Annotated in this window: 14 protein-coding genes and 1 pseudogene; 10 read left to right on the forward strand and 5 right to left on the reverse strand. The window is 63.7% G+C overall.

Translation table 11 applies throughout. The features are described from left to right. Window position 1: 1 nt before the first annotated feature. Complete coding sequence (locus tag ACEN2S_RS08345) at window positions 2-1,363, forward strand: TRAP transporter large permease (protein ID WP_441864894.1); 1,362 nt, start codon at window positions 2-4, stop codon at window positions 1,361-1,363. A 269-nt stretch (window positions 1,364-1,632) separates the two neighbouring features. On the opposite strand, the gene ACEN2S_RS08350 is transcribed toward ACEN2S_RS08345, so the two are convergent. Next, window positions 1,633-2,511 carry a LysR substrate-binding domain-containing protein gene (locus tag ACEN2S_RS08350; RefSeq protein ID WP_441864897.1) on the reverse strand — a complete coding sequence of 293 codons (879 nt, stop codon included), beginning with the start codon at window positions 2,509-2,511 and terminating at the stop codon, window positions 1,633-1,635. 96 nt (window positions 2,512-2,607) lie between these two features. On the opposite strand from ACEN2S_RS08350, the gene ACEN2S_RS08355 reads away from it, so the two are divergent. From ACEN2S_RS08355 to ACEN2S_RS08395, 9 genes are all read left to right on the forward strand, one after another. Beyond that, complete coding sequence (locus ACEN2S_RS08355) at window positions 2,608-4,275, forward strand: Na/Pi cotransporter family protein (protein ID WP_441864899.1); 1,668 nt, start codon at window positions 2,608-2,610, stop codon at window positions 4,273-4,275. Between the two features lie 93 nt (window positions 4,276-4,368). Then, window positions 4,369-5,556: a 2-aminoethylphosphonate--pyruvate transaminase gene (locus ACEN2S_RS08360; RefSeq protein ID WP_441864901.1), complete on the forward strand. Its 1,188-nt coding sequence runs from the start codon at window positions 4,369-4,371 to the stop codon at window positions 5,554-5,556. Window positions 5,557-5,583: 27 nt separating this feature from the next. Next, window positions 5,584-6,834, forward strand: coding sequence for a phosphonoacetate hydrolase (gene phnA, locus ACEN2S_RS08365; protein WP_441864903.1), 1,251 nt, complete (start codon window positions 5,584-5,586; stop codon window positions 6,832-6,834). 8 nt (window positions 6,835-6,842) lie between these two features. Next, window positions 6,843-8,297 carry a phosphonoacetaldehyde dehydrogenase gene (gene phnY / locus ACEN2S_RS08370; protein ID WP_441864905.1) on the forward strand — a complete coding sequence of 485 codons (1,455 nt, stop codon included), beginning with the start codon at window positions 6,843-6,845 and terminating at the stop codon, window positions 8,295-8,297. Beyond that, complete coding sequence (locus ACEN2S_RS08375; RefSeq protein WP_441864907.1) at window positions 8,291-9,409, forward strand: TIGR03364 family FAD-dependent oxidoreductase; 1,119 nt, start codon at window positions 8,291-8,293, stop codon at window positions 9,407-9,409. The genes phnY and ACEN2S_RS08375 overlap by 7 nt, the downstream gene beginning before the upstream one ends. A 135-nt stretch (window positions 9,410-9,544) precedes the next feature. Then, entirely contained in the window at window positions 9,545-10,381 is an 837-nt protein-coding gene (locus ACEN2S_RS08380; protein ID WP_441864909.1) for an EamA family transporter, read from the forward strand. A 188-nt stretch (window positions 10,382-10,569) separates the two neighbouring features. Next, a complete protein-coding gene (locus ACEN2S_RS08385; protein ID WP_441864911.1) occupies window positions 10,570-11,589 on the forward strand; it encodes a putative 2-aminoethylphosphonate ABC transporter substrate-binding protein in 1,020 nt (339 codons plus the stop codon). A gap of 58 nt (window positions 11,590-11,647) precedes the next feature. Then, complete coding sequence (locus ACEN2S_RS08390) at window positions 11,648-12,781, forward strand: putative 2-aminoethylphosphonate ABC transporter ATP-binding protein (protein WP_441864913.1); 1,134 nt, start codon at window positions 11,648-11,650, stop codon at window positions 12,779-12,781. 1 nt (window position 12,782) lies between these two features. Further along, window positions 12,783-14,789, forward strand: coding sequence for a putative 2-aminoethylphosphonate ABC transporter permease subunit (locus ACEN2S_RS08395; protein ID WP_441864915.1), 2,007 nt, complete (start codon window positions 12,783-12,785; stop codon window positions 14,787-14,789). A 99-nt stretch (window positions 14,790-14,888) separates the two neighbouring features. Here ACEN2S_RS08395 and ACEN2S_RS08400 read toward each other — a convergent pair whose 3' ends face one another. From ACEN2S_RS08400 to ACEN2S_RS08415, 4 genes and pseudogenes are all read right to left on the reverse strand, one after another. Further along, a complete protein-coding gene (locus ACEN2S_RS08400; RefSeq protein WP_441864918.1) occupies window positions 14,889-15,647 on the reverse strand; it encodes a pseudouridine synthase in 759 nt (252 codons plus the stop codon). A 422-nt stretch (window positions 15,648-16,069) separates the two neighbouring features. After that, a complete protein-coding gene (locus ACEN2S_RS08405) occupies window positions 16,070-16,849 on the reverse strand; it encodes a hypothetical protein (protein ID WP_441864920.1) in 780 nt (259 codons plus the stop codon). 93 nt (window positions 16,850-16,942) lie between these two features. After that, window positions 16,943-17,650, reverse strand: a complete 708-nt coding sequence (locus tag ACEN2S_RS08410; RefSeq protein ID WP_441864922.1) for a hypothetical protein — start codon at window positions 17,648-17,650, stop codon at window positions 16,943-16,945. A gap of 269 nt (window positions 17,651-17,919) precedes the next feature. Next, a pseudogene (locus ACEN2S_RS08415) lies at window positions 17,920-18,690 on the reverse strand (PrpF domain-containing protein). Window positions 18,691-18,699: the final 9 nt, after the last annotated feature.

An 18,699-nucleotide genomic window follows, 5' to 3' on the forward strand; every position in this document is an offset into this window, starting at 1 on the left:
CATGCTGGACACCATCACTCTCGGCATCATCGCGCTGGTGGCGCTCGTCGGCCTGATCGCCGTCCGCATGCCGATCGCCTATGCGATGATCCTTGTCGGCGGCGTCGGGATCGCGCTGGTGAACGGCATCGCACCGGTGTTCAACCAACTCAAGACCTTGGCCTATGGGCAGTTCTCGGTCTACGACCTGTCGGTCGTGCCGATGTTCATCCTGATGGGGGCGCTGGCCGCCAAGGCGGGTCTCAGCCGGGCGCTGTTCCGGGGGGCCAACGCCTGGCTTGGCGGCTTTCGTGGCGGCACGGCGATGGCGGCCATCGCCGGCTGCGCGGGCTTCGGGGCGGTCTGCGGCTCGTCGCTGGCCACCGCATCGACCATGGGCCGCGTCGCCCTGCCGGAACTGGCGCGCTACAAATACTCCGGCGCTTTGGCCACAGGGACGCTGGCGGCGGGGGGCGTGTTGGGCATCCTGATCCCGCCCTCGGTCGTGCTGATCATCTATGCCATCATCGTCGAGGCGAACATCGTCACCATGTTCGCGGCGGCGCTGCTGCCCGGCCTGTTGGCGGTGCTCTTGTTCCTGCTGACCATCGCCATCTACGTCCGCGTGCGGCCCGAGAGCGGCCCCGCGCATGGCGGCGTGGACCGCGCGGAATTCCGCGCCGCGACCATCGGGCTGATCCCGGTGCTGGCGATCTTTGGCATCGTGCTGGGCGGCATCTATGGCGGCTTTTACAACCCGACCCCCGCCGCGGCGATTGGCGTCGCGCTGGTCTGGATCTATGGCGCTGTCACGCGGGAGATCCGCTTTCCCGATGTGGTCGATGCCCTGAAGGAAACCGCCTCCAGCACCGGCATGATCTATCTGATCCTGCTCGGGGCGGAGCTGATGAAGATCTTCATGTCCCGGATCGGCCTGCCGCAGGCCACGGCAGAGTGGATCCTTGCCTCCGGCATGGCGCCGATGCTTGTGATGGTCGTGCTGCTGGTGGCGCTGATCCTGCTGGGCTGCCTGATGGACAGCCTGTCGATGATCCTGCTGGTCATTCCGTTTTTTTGGCCGGTGCTGGTCGAGCTGAACGGCGGGCTCTACATGGGGGCAGAGGGCGCCGGATTTGGCATGAGCACCGAGGATCTCAAGATCTGGTTCGGGATCCTCGCGTTGATCGTGGTGGAACTTGGCCTGATCACGCCGCCGGTGGGGATGAATGTCTTCGTGATCTCCTCGATGGCGCGGGATGTGCCCATGTCCGAGACCTTCAAGGGCGTCCTGCCGTTCTTCGGGGCGGAGATGATCCGGGTTGCCCTGATCCTGGCGTTTCCCGCCATGGCGCTCTGGTTGCCGCAGGTGATGTCGGGGTGGTGATGGGCCTGCCCGGCGGGAAATGGGCGGGTGGCCTCCTGTGATCCGGGGGAGGGGATCATGCGCCCATGCCCGCACCACACCACGCAAGATGGGGGGAGGCCAACAGCAGGGCAACCGGGGGCAAGACCGGGTGCCGCGCAGACCGCCGTTGACGCCCGAAGTCCGGCCATCTGCGCCAAGGCGCGGGCCACCTGTGGAACCGCCCCAGCTGTCCGCAGGGCCACCTTGCAACGCTGCAAAGCCGCCTTCCGCCCCGGGGCAGGCGGTCTTCACGCGCTGGCGGTACGTCCCTGCCGTGCGATCTCAAAAAAGGCCTGAACCAGTTTGGAACTGCGTCTTTCGTGCAGACAGATCAGTGCCTCATCCATCATCATCCGGTCATCCGGATCCAGCCGGATGGGCACAAGGCGGTTGTCATCCCCAAATTCGGCCAATGACACAAAGCCTATGCCCACGCCCGAAGCGACGATCTCGCGCACCGCCTCGCGGCCTTCGGCTTCAATGGTCGGCTTCAGCTCTATGCCTTCGGCGCGCGCGGCTTCCTCCAGTTTCACCCGCGTTTTCGACCCGCGCTCCCGCAGCACCAGCGCCTCATGGGCCAGTTGCGCAAATGTCAGCCGCTTGGCGCGCGCCAGAGGATGTTGCGCCGCGACAAAGGCGATGATCGGGGAAGAGCTCAGCAATTCGCAGTCGAAGTTCTTCAACGTCGGCATTTCACCCAGAATACCGAGATCGGCTTCGTAATTGTGCAGGCTGGCAACAACGGTTTCCGTATTGCCGGAGCGAACCGAGATTTTCACGCCGGGATAGCGTTGGCGAAAGGCGGCAAGGATATGCAGCAGGTGATGCGCGCTGTCTGCCACGATGCGCAGATTGCCCGATTGCAACGCGCGGCTTTCGGACAACAGCGCCAGCGCCTGTTGCTCGTTGTCAAACAGCCTGCGCGTGATCTGCAGCAATTCCTGCCCCGCCGCCGTCAGCACCACCTGCTTGCGCATCCGGTTGAACAGCAGCACGTCATATTCTTCCTCCAGCTTGCTGACCTGATCGGAAATCGCGGGCTGGGTCAGAAACAGGGCTTCAGCGGCCCGCGAAAAGCCGCCGCTGGTGGCGACATAGTGAAAAGCCCGAAGCTGGACATAGCGCATGAATCACCTGTGAAACTTATGATAGGATTAAAAGTAACGATTTGATCAATAGGTGGCAATGGGCTCTGCTGTGGGATCATCCCAAGGAGCCCGCCCATGCACCCGATTTTGATCCTGATCCATCTGGCCGCCGCGGTCATGCTGTTGTTATGGGCCGTTCGCATGGTCCGAACCGGGGTGGAGCGCGCCTGGGGCAGCGGTTTGCGGTCGGTGCTGCGCACCACCGGTGGCGGGGTTCTGGGCATGGCATGTGCCGGGGCGGCCCTGGCGGTTATCCTGCAAAGCGCCACGGCGGTGGGGATATTGGCCGCAGGCTTTGCGACCTCGGGTATCATCAGCATTGGCGCGGGCATCGCGGCACTGCTCGGGGCCGATTTCGGCTCGGCATTGGTGGTCAAACTGCTGTCGTTTGACCTGAGCGAGTTGATCCCGGTCCTGCTGTTGGCGGGGGCCACGCTGTTCCTGAAGTTTGAACACCGGCAGGTGCGGCAGATCGGGCGGGTGATCCTGGGCGTGGCCTTCATCCTCTTGTCCCTGCGCATGGTGGGTGCCGCGACCGAGCCGCTGCGGGAAAGCGCTGTGCTGCCGCAGCTGGCCGGATGGCTGGCAGGCGATCCGCTGACGGCGTTTGGGGTGGCGGCGCTGCTGGCCTGGGGGCTGCATTCCTCGGTTGCGACGCTGTTGATCTTTGCCAATTTCGCGGCAAGCGGCGTGCTGCCGGTGGAGGCGGCGGCACCGATGGTGCTGGGGGCCAACCTCGGGGGGGCGCTGGTGGCGGTTTGGCTGACGCGCGGCGCCGGGCTGCCTGCGCGTCGCATCCCGCTGGCAAACCTGATCTTTCGCGGCGCAGGCTCGGTGATCGCCTTGCTGCTCCTTCAGCTGCTGCCGCATCCCCTGGCGCATCTGGGGGCCGGGGCGGGTGCGCAACTGGTGAACTTTCATGTGCTCTTCAACCTCTGCCTGCTGATCCTGTCCTTGCCCTTCACCGGGCTGATGGACCGGCTTACCGCCACGCTCTGGCCCCTGCCCGAGGATGCCGTGACCAGCACCACCTGGCGCAGTGCGCTCGACCGCAGTGCCCTCGCGCGGCCCAATCTGGCGCTCGCCAGCGCGCAGCGCGAATTGCTGCGCATGGGCGAGACGCTGGAGGCGATGCTGCGCCCGGTGATGGAGGTGCTGGAGCTGGGGGATGACCGCGGTATCCGCCGCCTGCGCGAAATGGACGATGAGATCAACAAGCGTCACAGCGACATCAAACTGTTCGTGGCCGAATTGAACCGCGGCGTCCTGACCGAGGACGAGGCCCGCCGCGGGCTGGAACTGGCGGGTCTGGCAAATGATTTCGAGGCGATGGGCGATATCATCGCCAAAACGCTGGTGTCACAGGCGGCGGACAAGGCCCGGCTGAAGCTGCGCTTTTCCGATGAAGGCTGGCGCGAGTTGATCAGCCTGCACGCGCGGGTGATGGCCAATATGCAGATCGCGCTGAACGTGCTGGTCTCGGGCGATCTGGAGAGCGCCCGGCTGCTGGTGGCTGAAAAGGCGGTGCTGCGGCAGTTGGAGCGCGACTTTCATGACCGCCATATCGCGCGGCTACGGTCCGGCAATCTGCGCAGCATCGACACCAGCGACATTCACATCGAAGTGGTGCGCGCGTTGAAGGAGGTGAATTCCCTCCTCGTCAAGGTCGCCTATCCCATCCTGTCCGACTCTGGCCTGCTGCTGGAAAGCCGCCTGGCCAAACCGGCCTTAGTATCGATTTAGTCGATGTTCTGATCTTAAATAACGATTTTACATATGATTTTCGCCGTGGAAAACTGACCTCAGATCTTCGCAATCAATCCAAAGAGGCCCTCGATGACCGCTACCGATACCGCCTTTGCCGACCCGCGTCTGGGTGAGCCATTCTTGCTGACGCCGGGGCCGCTGACCACGGCATTCAGCGTCAAGGAAGCGATGCTGCGCGACTGGGGATCGTGGGATGGTGACTTCCGCGCAATGACGAAATCCATGTGCGATCAGCTGGTTGCGCTGGCGGGTGATACCAGGGGCGCGTTCGCTTGCGTGCCGATCCAGGGCTCGGGCTCGTTTTGCTGCGAGGCGATGCTGGGCTCGATGGTGCCGCAGGATGGCAAGGTTCTGGTGCTCGCAAACGGTGCTTACGGCTTGCGCGCGGCGGAAACGCTGCGGGTGATGGGGCGGGCCTATACGCTGATCGACAAGGGCGACTATCTGCCGCCGCGCGGCGATGAGGTTGGTCAGGCGCTGGATGCCGATCCGGCCATCACCCATGTCATCGCGATCCATTGCGAAACCTCGTCGGGGATCCTGAACCCGATCGCCGAGATTGCCGATGTGGTCGCCGCAAAGGGCCGCCGCCTGCTCATTGACTCGATGTCGGCCTTTGGCGCGGTCGAGCTGGATGTGAACCGCATTCAATATGACGCGATGGTTTCCTCGGCCAACAAATGCATCGAAGGCGTGCCGGGCTTCGGCTTTGTCATCGCCCGCAAGACGGCGCTGGAGGCCGCAAAGGGCAATGCGCATTCGCTCAGCCTGGATGTGCATGCGCAATGGGCGGCGATGGTGAAAACCGGGCAATGGCGCTTTACGCCGCCGACCCATACCATCGCGGCCTTCCTCGAGGCGCTGCGGCTGCACGCGCTGGAGGGCGGCGTGGCGGGCCGGGGTGCGCGCTACACCCGCAACCGCGATGTGATGGTGGCGGGGATGCGGGCCCTGGGGTTTGAAACCCTGCTCGCCGATGCTTGGCTCTCGCCCATCATCGTGACTTTCTTCAACCCCGCGCATCCGAGTTTCGTCTTTTCGACCTTCTACGATCTGATGAAGGCCAAGGGTTTCATCATCTATCCCGGCAAGCTGACCGTGGTGGACAGCTTCCGCGTCGGCTGCATCGGCCGGATGGATGAAACCATCATGCGCCGGGTGGTGGCTGCCGCCGCCGAATGCCTGGCCGAAATGGGTGTCGATACCGCCGCCCCGCCCGCCGCCGCGATTGCCGAGCGCGCGAAACTCGCCGCCTGATCTCCTCTTTACAGAACGGACCCTCTCATGAACGCCCATACCCGCCTTCCCGTCATCGCCAATGACCGCAGCTATCCCTGGCCGAAGGTGCCCGCGATTGCGATCTGCCTTGACGGCTGCGAACCCGCCTATCTTGAGGTGGCCATTGCCAAAGGCCTGATGCCGACGCTGAAGAAGATGCGCGAGATTGGCACTGACCGGCTGGCGCATTCGGTGATCCCCTCCTTCACCAACCCGAACAATCTGTCCATTGCCACCGGCCGCCCGCCCGCCGTGCACGGCATCTGCGGCAATTACCTCTATGAACGGGAAACCGGCACAGAGGTGATGATGAACGACGTGCGTTTTCTGCGCGCGCCCACCGTCTTCGGCCAGTTCTACGAGGCGGGCGCCCGCGTCGCCGTGGTGACGGCGAAAGACAAGCTGCGCGCCCTGTTGGGGGCGGGCCTGCGCTTTGACGAAGACCGCGCGATCTGCTTTTCGGCCGAGCGCTCGGACAAGGCGACCCTTGCCCAGAACGGCATCAGCGATGCCAGCGCCTGGCTTGGGATGCCGGTGCCCGAGGTTTATTCCGCCGATCTGTCGGAGTTCGTCTTTGCCGCCGGGGTCAAGCTTCTGCGCGACTGGAGGCCGGACGTGATGTATCTGACCACCACCGATTACGTGCAGCACAAATACGCGCCGGAAGATGCGCAGGCGCAAAGCTTCTACAAGATGTTCGACGCCTATCTGGCCGAACTTGATGCGCTGGGCGCGGCGATTGTGGTGACCGCCGACCATGGGATGAAGCCGAAACATCTGGCCGATGGCGCGCCTGCGGTGATCTATGTGCAGGACAAGCTGGATGACATGCTGGGCAAGGATGCCGCGCGGGTGATCTTGCCGATCACCGACCCCTATGTGGTGCACCATGGTGCACTCGGCTCTTTCGCCACCGCCTATCTGCCCGAAAGCGCCGATCAGGCGGCGGTGATCGCCGAGCTTGCCGCCATTCCCGAGATGACTCTGGTGGTCGACAAAGCCGAAGCCATCCGCCGCTTTGAACTGCCCGGCGACCGGATCGGCGATATCGTGATGATCTCGGGCGAGAACATGACGCTGGGCACTTCGGCGCACCGCCACGATCTTGCGGCGCTGAACGAGCCCTTGCGCAGCCACGGCGGGCTGACCGAGCAGGTGGTGCCCTTCATCGTCAACCGGGTGGTGGATTTGCCGACGGCGCCGGTGCTGCGCAACTTTGACGCCTTCTACGTCGCCTGTACCGCTGCGGCACTCTGAGGTGTGAGATGTTGAAACGTTCCCCCCCCATCGCGATCCGGCATGAGAGCATGCGCATCGCGGGACGCAAGGTTGACACGCCGGACCGGGTGCCGGTCCACTACCCCTGGACGGATGAGCTGATCGGCACGGTGCCTGCGGGCACCGCCGAACATGCGCGCGAAGCCTTTGCCATCGCCGCCGCCTATCAGCCGACCCTGACCCGCTACGAGCGGCAGAAAATCCTTCTGAACATCGCCCGCATCATCAGCGAGCGGAAGGCGGAACTCGCGCCGATCATCACGGCAGAGCTGGGCATTTCGCTGGCTGATGCACTTTATGAATGCGGCCGGGCCTATGATGTCTACACGCTGGCCGGGCAGATGTGCATCCATGATGACGGCGAGATTTTCTCTTGCGATCTGACCCCGCATGGCAAGGCGCGCAAGATCTTCACCACGCGCGAGCCGTTGCGGTCGATCTCGGCGATCACGCCGTTCAACCATCCGCTGAACATGGTCAGCCACAAGATCGCCCCGGCGATTGCCACCAACAATTGCATCGTGGTCAAACCGACGGAGCTGACACCGCTGACCGCGCTCTGGCTGGCCGATGCGATTTATGAAGCGGGACTGCCGCCCGAGATGCTCTCGGTGGTCACCGGCTGGCCCGGTGACATCGGCGATGAGATGATCACCAACCCGGACTTCGATCTGATCACCTTCACCGGCGGTGTGCCGGTGGGCAAGATGATCGCGGCCAAAGCGGTCTACAAACGTCAGGTGCTGGAACTCGGCGGCAATGATCCTTTGATCATCTGCAACGACCTCAGCGATGCCGATTTGGCCAAGGCGGCAGATCTGGCGGTGGCGGGGGCCACCAGGAACTCGGGTCAGCGCTGCACGGCGGTGAAGCGGATTCTGGTGCAGGAAAGCGTCGCCGACCGCTTCGTGCCGATGGTTCTGGCGCGCGCCAAGGCTTTACGCTTTGGCGACCCGATGGACCCTGCGACCGAGCTTGGCTGTGTCGTCCATGCCCGCGCGGCGGAAGTCTTTGAAAACCGCGTGCATCTGGCCGAGGCGGAGGGAGCAAAAATCCTGTATCACCCGGGCCGCAAGGGGGCGCTGTTGCCGCCCATCGTGGTGGATCATGTCCGCCACGAAAGCGAGCTGGTGCTTGAGGAAACCTTCGGCCCGATCATCCCGATCGTGCGGGTGCCCGATGACGATGTCGAGACGATGCGGATCTCGAACTCCACCGCCTTCGGCCTCTCCTCGGGGGTCTGCACCAACGACTTCCGCCGGATGCAGGCCTATATCAAGGGCCTCGTGGTCGGCACCGTGAACATCTGGGAAGTGCCCGGCTACCGCATCGAAATGTCCCCCTTCGGCGGCATCAAGGACAGCGGCAACGGCTATAAGGAAGGCGTGATCGAGGCGATGAAGTCTTTCACCAACGTCAAGACCTTCTCGCTGCCATGGTGAGCGCGCAATATGACCTCGCGGTGGTCGGGGCCGGGATCATCGGCCTCGCCCATGCCCTTGCTGCCGTCAAGCGGGGGTTGCGGGTCGTCGTGATCGACCGTGATGCGCAGCCCAATGGCGCCTCGGTGCGCAACTTTGGCCTTGTGGTGGTGTCCGGACAGGAACCGGGCATTGCCCGCAGCCGCGCAGCCGCTTCCCGCAAGATCTGGCTGGAGCTGGCGGGTGCGGCGGGGATCGCGGTCGAACAGCGCGGCATGCTGGTGGCCGCGCAACGCCCCGAGGCGATGGCGCTGGCCGAAGCCTTTGCCCGGAGCCCCTCGGGCGTGGGCTGTCAGCTGCTGAGCCGGGCCGAACTCCTGGCCCGCCAGCCGGAGCTTGATCCGCAGGCGGTGCTGGGCGGGCTCTTCAGTCCCGAGGAAATCCGGGTGGAATCCCGTCTGGCGCTGCCAAAGATCGTGACCTGGCTGCGCGGGCAGGGCGTGGAATTCCGGTTTTCCACTACGGTGACTGCCGTTTCCCCGCCGGTTGTGGAAACCAGCGCGGGTCCGGTGCGGGCGCGCAAGATCGTGGTCTGCCCGGGCGATGATCTGACCGGCCTTCTGGCCGAGCGTATCGCCGCGCGCGATGTCACGCGGTGCAGGTTGCAGATGCTGCGGCTGGCCGATCCGGGTTTCCGCCTCGCGGGGGCGCTGGCCTCGGACCTCAGCCTGCTGCGCTATGACGGCTATGCGCAGCTGCCCGAGGCCGCGGCGCTGCGGGCGCGGCTGATCCGCGAACAGCCGGAGATGCTTGAAAACGGCGTGCATCTGATCGTGGTGCAAAGCGCGGACGGATCGCTGGTGCTGGGCGACTCCCATCACTACGGCCCCACACCGGACCCCTTTGGCTCAGCGTATATCGACGCGCTGATCCTGTCGGAATTTGCGCGCCTGTTCGGGCATCGGCCGGTGACCGTGGTCGAGCGCTGGACGGGCAGTTATTCTTCGTCGAAAGGGGCGGCCTTCATCGACCGGCCCGGCGCGGATCTGGCCCTGGCGATGGTGACAAGCGGCACAGGTGCCTCGACTGGCTTTGCCATTGGCGAGGAAACCGTCGCAGAAATGTTTGACTGACTTGCGCAGCAAATCCCGCCTCTCAGCGCCCCGCTCCACAAGGCCGCTCCCCTCAACGGCCCGGCCCACCATGCGGGGACCCACAAGGCCCTGGCCTTCAGAATTTTGGCCTCAGGCCTGCTCCGGGTGCATGACATGACCCTTTCTGCCCTCGCTTTGGTGTTGTTTGCGGCCTTGCTGCATGCCGGGTGGAACGCGATGGTCAAGGCGGTGGATGACCGCGCGGGGGTGCTTGCGGCGGTCTCGGCGGCACATGCCGTTCTGGGCCTGATCCTTGTGCTGAATTTTCCGCTGCCGGCCCGCGCAAGCTGGCCCTCGATCGCGGCCTCGGCGCTGCTGCATTATGGCTATTACATCTTGCTGTTCCGCGCCTATCGCATGGGAGACCTGAGCCAGGTCTATCCGATTTCGCGCGGTCTGGCCCCGGCGGTGGTGGCGCTCTCTGCCATGGTGCTGATCGGCGAATCCCTTGCGCCGCTGGGCTGGTTTGGGGTTGCTTGCGTCTCTGCCGGAGTGCTTATTCTGGCGCTGCAACGGGGGGCGGCGCAGGCCTCGCACGCCGCGGTCGTGTTCGCCATTTGCCTTGGTCTGCTCATTGCTGCCTATTCTGTAGCCGATGGCATCGGCGTGCGAAGATCGGGCAATGCTTTCTCCTATATGGGCTGGCTGTTCGTGCTGGAATTTCCCGTGCCCCTGACCATTGGCCTGATGCGCCGCAGGGCAGGGGGGCGCTTTGGCCCGCGCGTGCTGGCCATGGGCGCCACCGGCGGTATCGCGGCGGTCAGTGCCTATGGAATTGTTTTGTATGTCAAGACGATAGCGCCGCTTGGGGCGGTGTCCGCCGTGCGGGAAACCAGTGTCGTCTTTGCCGCGCTGATCGGGATTTTGTGGTTTGGGGAGCGTCCCGTGACGGGCAGATTGCTCGCCGCGGCCGTGGTGGCGGCAGGCGTAATGGCCATCGCGGTCAGCTGAACGCCAACATATCGACATGGTCGATACTTTCATAAAAATAATAGATTTTACTAATTTTACGCCTTCACCGCACCCTAAGTCATGACGTTCAGCGCCTGCCAGAAGCCGGGCGGTGACCTCAGCAAATTCACGTGCGGCCACTCAAGGCCGCCGCTCAATCCAGCGACTATCCAACGGGGAAACCAGACATGACCGGAAAAACGTTTTTGCTTTCATCGGCCTTGGCGCTCTGTGGCGCCTTTGCCGCCCATGCCGAAACCGAGCTGACCGTCTATACCGCATTCGAGGCCGAATTTCTCGAGCGCTACGCCGCAGCCTTCCATGCGGAGCACCCTGAGATCAAGGTCAACTGGGTGCGCGATTCCACCGGTGTGGTCACCGCGAAATTGCTGGCCGAAAAGAACAATCCCAGCGCGGATGTGGTCTGGGGCCTGGCCGCGACCTCGCTTCTGGTGCTGAAAACCGAAGGCATGCTGGAGCCCTATGCCCCCGCCGGTGTCGAGAAACTCGATGCCCGGTTTGTGGATACAGACACGCCGCCGTCCTGGGTTGGCCTGGACGCCTGGCTGGCCGCGATCTGCTACAACACGGTCGAAGGCACGAAACTGGGTCTGACGGCGCCGACCAGCTGGGAAGACCTGACCAGGCCGGAATATGCGGGCCATATTGTCATGCCGAACCCGGCCTCCTCCGGCACGGGGTTCCTGGATGTCTCGGCATGGCTGCAAACCTTTGGCGAGGACAAGGGCTGGGACTATATGGACCGCCTGCACAGCAATGTGGCCAGCTACACCCATTCCGGCTCAAAGCCCTGCAAAATGGCCGCCGCGGGGGAAACCGTGGTCGGCGTGTCTTTTGCCTTCCGGGGGGCAAACTCCAAATCGGATGGCGCGCCGATCGAGGTGATCACCCCGACAGAAGGGTTGGGGTGGGATGCCGAAGCGGCGGCGATCATCGCCGGCACCGACAAGCTTGAGGCGGCGAAGGTGCTGGTCGACTGGTCGGTTTCTGAAGCCGCGATGAAGGAATACAACGAAGGCTATGCCGTCCTCGCGATGCCCGGCGTGGCCAGGGCCGTTGAAAACTACCCGGCCGATGCCGAAGGCAAGATGATCAAGAACGATTTCGAATGGGCCGCCAACAACCGCGCCAAGATCCTCGCGGAATGGTCCAGTCGCTACGACAACAAGAGCGAGCCGAAATCCTGAGCATCTGACACGGCGTGGGCCGCGACGGGCCCACGCTCCAGCCGAATGGAGCCGCATCATGAATGCCATGACTTCACCGAACCTGTCCAATGTGTCGGAGACCATGCCCGTGACCGACGATTATCTCCGCATTACAAATCTCTGGAAGACCTACGGCGATTTCGTGGCGCTTCAGGATGTCTCGCTGCGGATCGCAAGGGGCGAATTCATCTGTTTCCTTGGCCCCTCGGGGTGCGGCAAGACCACGCTTTTGCGCGCCATCGCCGGGCTTGAGCCACAGACAGGCGGACAGATCTCGCAAGGGGGGCGTGACATCTCGAACTTGCCCGCCTCGCAGCGCGATTATGGCATCGTCTTTCAATCCTACGCGCTGTTTCCCAACCTGACGGTGGTGCGCAACGTTGCCTTCGGGTTGGAAAACACCGGGCGGCCCAAGGCAGAGATCACCCGGCGGGTTGCGGAATTGTTGGCGCTGATCGGTTTGCCGGACAAGGCGGATCGCTATCCGGCGCAACTGTCCGGCGGCCAGCAGCAACGCATCGCCTTGGCGCGCTCCATTGCCATCAATCCGGGGCTCTTGCTGCTGGATGAGCCGCTGTCCGCACTGGATGCCAAGGTGCGCGTGCATCTGCGGCATGAGATCAAGGAATTGCAGCGCAAGCTGGGCGTGACCACGATCATGGTGACGCATGATCAGGAAGAAGCGTTGTCGATGGCCGACCGTATTGTGGTGATGAACCACGGCAGGATCGAGCAGATCGGCACCCCGACCGAGATTTACCGCCACCCTGCATCGCTGTTCGTCGCTGATTTCATCGGCGAAACCAATCGCTTCGCCAGCCAGTATCAGCAGGGCGCGGTCAAGCTGGGCAGCGTGGTCCTGAACACCGATGTGCCGGGGCAGACCGACGGGACAGCCGTGATGGTGGCGATCCGTCCGGAAGATATTCTGCCGCATTCTGCCGGACACGATGCCGCGTCAAAGCCCAACCGCCTGCCGGTGACGATCTCGGCGCAGGAGTTCCTCGGGTCGTCCTGGCGGATGCATCTGCGCAGTGACGCGCTGGGCGAGGCGCCACTTGTCGCCAATTTCTCGATGAACGCCGTGCGGCGGCTTGATCTGTCCGAAGGCAGCAGATTGACGGTGGAACTTCCGGCCGAACGTGTCCTCGTTTTTCCGAAGGGATCCTGAGATGAGCCTTGCTGAATGGATTTTGCCGCGCCGCACCGTCACGCTGAAGATTGATCGCGATGGCGTGATCAAGCGGGGCTTCATGCTGGTGATCGCGCTCTACCTGATCGTGGCGCTGGCACTGCCGCTCTATACGATGCTGACAAAATCCTTTGTGACCTATGGGTTTGACCTCGCCCGATACGAATTTCAGGTCAGCGATGCGACGGGCACGACATTCGGTCCGCCGGTCACCGCGGCCGCGCTGAACAGCACGCTGGAGCGTTTTGGCGCGGAAGATCTGCACAGCTCCTCGGAAGGCAGATTGTCGGTGATTGATCTCTTCCCCGACTTCAGTTTCCGGAGCGCGGTGAAATACCGGATGCGGGCGCTGGGCGAGGCGTCTTGGCTGGTGGGTCTTGATCCGGTCGCGGCCCGGGACTGGCAGGAATATGACAGCAACACCTTTCGCCGCATCAATCTGCGCCCGGTCACGACGGTCGGTGTGCAAAACTACCTCGCCTATTTCTCGAACCCGACACTGTTCCGATCAATCGAGAATTCGCTGTTCATTGCTCTGGTCAGCACGGTTCTGACCGTCAGCATTGCCTTCGGATTTGCCTATGCGATCAGCCGCAGCTGCATGCGGTTCAAGGGCGCGATGAAGCTGATCGCGATGATGCCCATTCTCGTGCCCTCGCTGTTGCCGGGGATCGCGCTGATCTATCTGTTCGGCAATCAGGGCTTGCTGAAGGCCCTGCTGATGGGCCAGTCGATCTATGGCCCGCTGGGCATCGTGATCGGGTCGGTGTTCTTCACCTTTCCGCATGCGTTGATCATCATTTCAACCGCGCTCGCCATCGCCGATCAGCGCCAATATGAGGCTGCAGAAGCGCTGCGCGCCTCGCGCTGGCGCACCTTCTGGACGGTCACGATCCCGGGCGCGCGCTATGGCCTGATCTCGGCGGCTTTTGTGACCTTCACGCTGGTGATCACCGATTTCGGCCTGCCGAAAGTGATTGGCGGGCAGTACAGCGTGCTGGCCCTCGACATCTATAAACAAGTGATCGGCCAGCAGAATTTCGAGATGGGCGCGGTGGTTTCCGTCATCCTGCTGATCCCTGCCATTCTGGCTTTCGTGATCGACCGGCAGATCCAGAAGAAACAGGTCTCGCAGCTCTCGGCGCGCTCGGTGCCCTATGAACCCAAGCCCCGCGCGGGATTTGATGCGCTTTGCCTTATCTGGTGCGGACTGGTGGCGGGGTTCATCCTTCTGATGATCGGCACCTGTCAACTGGCCGCGCTGGTGAATTTCTGGCCCTATGACATGAGCCTGAGCCTGAAGAACTTTGCCTTTGACAAGATGGATGGCGGCGGCTGGTCGGCCTATTGGAACTCGATCCGGCTGGCGGCGCTGACGGCGGTGATCGGCACAGCCGTGGTGTTCACCGGCGCCTATATGGTGGAAAAGCTGGACGGGTCGCATTTTGCGCGCGGTTTGTTCCAGTTTCTGGCCATGCTGCCGATGGCGGTTCCCGGCATGGTTCTGGGCCTTGCCTATATCTTTTTCTTCAACAACCCGTCGAACCCGTTGAATGCCATCTATGGCACGATGGCGATCCTTGTCGTCTCGACGGTGACGCATTTCTACACGGTCGGCCATCTGACTGCCCTGACCGCGCTGAAACAGATCGACCCTGAGTTTGAATCGGTCGCAACCTCGATGCGGCAGCCGTTCTGGCGGCTGTTTGGTCGGGTGACGGTGCCGATCTGTCTGCCGGCAATCCTCGACATCATGATCTACCTCTTCGTGAACGCGATGACGACGGTTTCGGCGGTGGTGTTCATCTATTCGAGCCAGACGGCGCTTGCCTCTGTCGCGGTGCTGAACATGGATGACGCGGGGGATATTGCCCCGGCGGCAGCGATGGGGATGATGATCTTTTACACCAACGTCCTGGCGCGGCTTTTGCACATGGCGCTGTCGCACAGCCTTCTGCGCCGCACACAAAGCTGGCGCGTCAGGTGAGGCATTGAGGACGTCACTGCCCGCGGAGAGTTTGCTTGGGGGCGCTGTCGTGATCCGGTGGCGCGCGCCATGATAAGGCGCGGGCCACCGGCAGGCGTGTCAATCACCCAGGCTGCCAACGCTGTCCTGAAAGATCAGGGCGATCTCTTCCTCACCCAGCAGCTTCCACTGCCCGGGGGCCAGATCCGCGGGCAGCAGCAGACCGCCAAGACGTTCGCGGTGCAGTGCCTCGACGTGATTTCCGGCGGCAGCAAACATGCGGCGCACCTGATGATACCGGCCTTCGGTGACCGTCAGCAGGGCTTCGGTTTCCGAGATCACCTGCAACTCCGCCGGGGCCAGCGGCTTGTCCTCGCCGTCCAGCATCATGCGGCCCGAGGCGAACAGATCGCCCTCGGTGCCGGTGAGCGGCCGGGCCAAAGTGGCGCGATAAATCTTTTTGACATGGCGTTTGGGGCTGATGACACGGTGCAGCAAACGGCCATCATCGGTCAGCAACAAAAGGCCGGAAGTCTGCTTGTCCAACCGGCCGATGGTGGAGATTGCCGGGCTTCGCCGCTTCCAGCGTTCAGGCAGGATATCATAGACAAGCGCCCCGGCTTCCTTGTGCGAACAGGTCATGCCCAAAGGCTTGTTCAGCAGGAGGACGAGGCCCGCGATGGGATCGAGCGCCGCGCCGTCGATCTTCATCCGCATCGGCAAATCCGGCGTGACAGGAATGCGCTGACCCGCGTCTGCGAGCACGGCACCGTCCAGCGTGATGCCGCCAGCCTTGGCCAGGCGCGCCATTTCGCTGCGCGATCCATAGCCCATGGAGGACAGCAGCTTGTCGAGGCGGGAACTCGGTGTTTGCGCCATTGCTGTGCGTCCTCACATGGGTTGCAGTTTTCGCGCGCCGTATCACCTGCGCGGATGACGTGGTGACAGGGCCCCGGCCCGGACCCCGCCGCAATAACCTGTAGCGGCGTGGGTTTATCGCCACAAGGCGGCGTCGCAGCCGCGACCGCTGATTTCGTGCCGGTGCGGGTCCGGCAGCGCATCAGCGGCGGTGCTGTCGGCATGTGTTCCGGCAGGCGCTGGTCCGGCCAAAGTCCATGCCACCCAAAAAGGCGCCCCCGATCCGGGGGCGCCTGATGGGCAGGGAAGGTCAGAGATCAGCGCAGCAGGCTCCAGACGAGGCGCTGGGGCAACCGCAGGGTCATCGCCCGGGTCAGCAGGGCGAGAAACCCGATGGCGCTGGCGGCCATGATCAGGCTGCGCATCCAGCCCGCACCGCCGATTTAGACGAGGAGGAGCGGGCAGAAGATCGCCATGGCAGGCAGAAAACCAATCAGCCAGATGCCGACGGTCACCAGCGCAAAGAGCATCAGATAGGTCTCGGCGCGGAAGGTTCCCGGGTTGCGGGCGGTGGCGTCGTCATCATGCAGCACCTTCGGGCTGCCCCGCCGGATCTGCCCGGCAACAATGGTCACCGCGATCAGGGTGATCGTGCCCGCCGCCAGCGGAAAGATCCGCGCCAGAAAGCTGAGCTTCAGTGCATCCGCCGCGCAATAGGCCCCCACGGCCAGCAACAGTGCCGCAAAGCCGATCTGCCAGCCGCGGGTGTGCTGTGCCTCGGCACTGGCCATCCCCTCGCTTTCGATCACCGCACCCGAGCGCAACCCGAGGAACAGCGAGACCAGCGTGATCGCCCCGACGATCAGCACGCCCGGACGGCTGACCCAACTCCAATCGTAGAATTGCACCGCCTGATAGAGGTAGTTTTCTGCCCCCGGCGCCAGCACGAAGCCAATCAGCAGGGCCGGACGTGGCCAGCCAAAGCGGCGCATGTTGAGACCCACCGCCCCCATGACGATCACCGCCACCATGCCGATCAGCATCCCGAGGGCGGCGGTCGTCTCCATTCCGTAGAGAAACGGGAGCAGGATCGACATGCCCGCGATGCCGCCCAGTCCGGGCAAGATCCCGACCATCAGCCCGACGAGTACCTCGAGCCCCAAAAAACCCAGATGCGACAGAGACAGCGCCTGTCCCAGCGCCGAGCGCGCAATGTCCCACATTATCTTTCCTCCCCCCGGAGACCCATTTCCAAGGGCCTCCTCTCAGTGGAACCCGTCAGAAGCGGACGTCGTATTCCGTGGTCAGCCAGTTTTTCAGCCAATCTTTCGCCGCCGGATCCATGTCCGGCACGATGGCGCGTCCACCACGGTCTGCACCGCATCCCGCCACATCTGCTTCGTCTCTTCCGGCGCATCCGCCGGGACAACGATCATCTTTTGCAGCGCAAAGCCCGCGAGCATCATCGCCTTCCAGGCTTCACAGGCCTCGCCCGCAGGGGCGCCGCCGGTTGCCTGCTCAAAGAACTCCGGGAAGGAGGGCAGATCCGGATAGGACGGATCGCGCGAGACGGTGCCATCGGAATTCACCACGTCGAGCGCGAAGAGGGGCGCGGCCTTGCCCCCTTCGATCAGCGGGATGACGCTGGAGAGATAGGCGGTGGTGGTCTGGAAATCGATGCCCGCTTCGCCGCGCTTGAACGCCAGGCGTCCCTGGCCACGGCTGTCCATGCCAAACACCGGCTTGACCTGCATCCCGAGGATTTTGAATGCCAGACGCGCGGGCAGTTCCAGCTGGGTCGGGCCCTGGCTCGCAAAGCGCATCTCGGTCTGACGCAGCGCCCCGATGTCATCGGCGCCGTCGATGCCATATTGCAGATTGATGTAGACCACGCCGCCGGTGGGCGAGGCGAGCACCGGCGTCCAGTTGCCGTAATCATAGCGCACGCGCGGATCGCCGGATATTGCGTCGAGGCCGAGGTGCCCGGCACTTCCGGCCCGGTCGGCTTGGCGCGCACGGCGCATTGGTTCGCCCGGGTGATCGAGCCGCCCCCGGCACGTTCAGCACGACGACCGTCGGGCTCCCCGGCAGGGCCTCGGCCCGTTGCGGCGCGAAGAAGCACGCCCGGACATCGGTGCCACCGCCGACGCCAAAGGGAATGGTCTAAACCACCGTCTCGCCCGCGAGATCGGCGGCAGTTGCCGGGGGTGTCAGCAGGCTAATCGCCATCAGCGCCGCTGCGTTGCAGGCTTTCAGGGTATGTTACATGGTGTCCTCCGCCGTTATGGTCTGTTTACGCCGCAGTGCCGGTGACGTGCACCCGCCCGTCAAAGAGCAGCCGTGCCGTTCGCACCAGCGAGACCCGGGTCACCTCCCCGGTTTCCGGGTCTTGCTCAAGTTCCGTCGCCGTGGTTCCGGCCGGATGCTCGATGGTCAGCGGCGGCAGGTCCGCCAGACGCCGCGCGACGGTGTCCGTGACCGAGCAGGCCGTGGCAATGCGGACCGCGCCGGTGATCGCCACGGCGGTATGGCAGCTGTGCGGCATGACATAGCGCGCACGGATCGTGCCTCCCGCCGCCGGAGCCGACAGCAGGATCGGTTTCGGGATCACCGACCCCGTCACATCGCCAAGGCCCTTGCGCTACCCGGCCTGCTGGCGCAGCCTCTCAAGGCGCGCCATGAAATCCGTGTTTGCGTCAAGCTCCGCCGGGGTTTCGCCGCCCGTCAGGCCCAGTGAGGACGCGGCCACGATCATCGCGGGCACCGACATGTCGATCAACGTCACCTCGACACCCTCAATGACCTCGCTGCGTTGGCCGGTGGGAAACGGCTGGCCGGTTTTCGAGCCGGCCGCGTCCAGAAACGCCACCCGCACCGGCGCGGCTGTGCCCGGCGCCCCGGCAATCGGCGCGTCGCCGTCACAGGTTACCCGGCCGCCGGGCGTTTCCACCAGCGCCTCTATCAGCTTGCCGGTGTTCACATTGTGGATCACCACCCGTGTCAGGGGATCGGTGGCGGCCACCAGCCCCGCCTCGATCGCGGAGGGCCCGACAGCGGTCAGCATATGGCCGCA

This window comes from Phaeovulum sp. W22_SRMD_FR3 (genome assembly GCF_052113705.1).
Lineage (GTDB): Bacteria > Pseudomonadota > Alphaproteobacteria > Rhodobacterales > Rhodobacteraceae > JBGQOG01.